Origin of the sequence: Aquabacterium lacunae (genome assembly GCF_004310865.1) — a bacterium.
GTDB lineage: Bacteria > Pseudomonadota > Gammaproteobacteria > Burkholderiales > Burkholderiaceae_C > Aquabacterium > Aquabacterium lacunae.
The window spans coordinates 1-1,721 of the sequence record NZ_SIXI01000022.1 but is presented as its reverse complement, the minus strand read 5'-3'; the positions used below and the strand labels follow the sequence as shown (position 1 = coordinate 1,721).

The 1,721-nt window shown below is 58.2% G+C and carries 1 protein-coding gene; it reads left to right on the top strand.

The genetic code is table 11. From position 1 onward, the window contains the following. Positions 1-141: 141 nt before the first annotated feature. Positions 142-525 (top strand): hypothetical protein, encoded by a 384-nt coding sequence (locus EYS42_RS16810; RefSeq protein ID WP_130969365.1) that lies wholly within the window; start codon positions 142-144, stop codon positions 523-525. Positions 526-1,721: the final 1,196 nt, after the last annotated feature.

Genomic DNA, 1,721 nt, shown 5'->3' with positions numbered 1-1,721 from the left:
CAGGAAATTTCTAACTGTCGGTTCAACGCGGACGCCAACACTGGCCATCGCTTCGCGATTTTGATGGCCAGTGTTGGTGCCCTACGCGCTTCGCGCTCCGGCGCCGGTTAACCTGGGCGTTAGGCCAACTCTGTTGCAGCGATGTTCACCCGTAGCCTCGTCCACTTAAGCGCATTTCTTCTGGCCTTGGTGGTGCTGGAAATCGGCTCGAAAGTGGGCATGGTGTTCTCCTGGCAAGCCAACACACTTGCTCAGCGCCTAGTCGACAGCCAAGGCGTTAGGATCGGGCTCATTGCCCTACTGGGCTGCGCGCAGCTGCTGCGAGTTATCCCAGAACGGCGCATTGCCGCAAATGCTGGGCGTGCGATCGCTGCCGCACTTGTCTTGGCCGCGATTGCCAGCGCGGTTTTTTTCGACCCCATACTTTGTTTGCTGTTGTGCCTTGGTGCTGCGCCGGTTTGGCGAGAGGCAACAGCTCTACATCAACACAATCCAGGCCAAGCAAACAAGGCGCACAGCGGCTGAGCGCCTTGCTTGGCGTTATGCTGGTGTCATTCGATACGCCCGCATGGCGCCAAACAAAGTACACCTGGGAGCACCCTTGCAAAGCTGTCCGCCCACCGGCGCACGCCATCGCTCTGGAAGTGGTAACGCCATCACCGAGCTTGGGCACGGGCGCTTCGCGCAAGCACATTGGCCTAACTCGGCGGTCAAGCGGACGCCAACACTGGCCATGCCTTCGGCATCTTCATGGCCAGTGTTGGTGCCCTCCACTCGCTGCGCTCCTTCCGGCGCCGCTTACCTTGGGCGTTAGGCCCTACTTAGCAAGCATCGAGCACCCATGTTTCTTTCTTTCATTAGAAGGCAATTTGACAAGCTTCCATTACCGTTAGCAATTCTGATTGCAATGTTCATTTGCATGCTAGTCATGACGCTCATCTTGGCAGCATTACCTCCACCAAGAGATCTTCATGCTGAGTGCCGAGATCATTGCAAGCCTCTGTTCTCAAGAGTCGTTCCAGACAAGAGCCGCCCCTCATCTGCAAAAGGCCCAAGCATGGATCCAAAGATATGCCAATGCTACTAGCTCAGAAGACACCCTCAAGCCAACAGCCTGTGCAATGCACAACCCCCTTATATATTCAGGCCATACCAGCCAACACGCCCTTCCACTTCGCGCCCCAGCCTAACTGTAGGTTCAACGCGGACGCCAACATAAGCCATGCCTTCGGCATTTTTATGGCTTATGTTGGTGCCCTCCAGCCTTCGGCTTCCGGCGCCGGTTAACCAGGGCGTTAGGCCACTGTTTGGCTGGTCTCTGGAAGCATTTTCTGGGCGTGTTTTGCGGCATCGCGCGCCCTGCTCTGCTCGTCATGCGGGAATGGCTTGGCTGGCCTCGGTTGCTTCCTGGCTAATCAGCCAGCTGGCTTCGCTCAAGGCCTGGCGCTAACTCGCCAATTGGTTCGCCACGTGGCGCGGTTCGCGGTCTCAATCTGGCTGTCAGTCCTTCGGCTGCCTGCTGGCCACCGCGCGGCGCCAAAGTGCCACGCGCCACCGCCAAGTGGGCTGCTTGTCCTTCGGCAATCAGCGCCATGTTCTGTGCCGTGTCTTCGCCACGCCACCAGCTCGCAACATGAAGCCGCAGTCATGGCTTCGCCATCACTGCCCGGCGTCTTCGCGTTATGCTGGCTGCATTCGATGCGCTGCTTGATCGGCGCCAA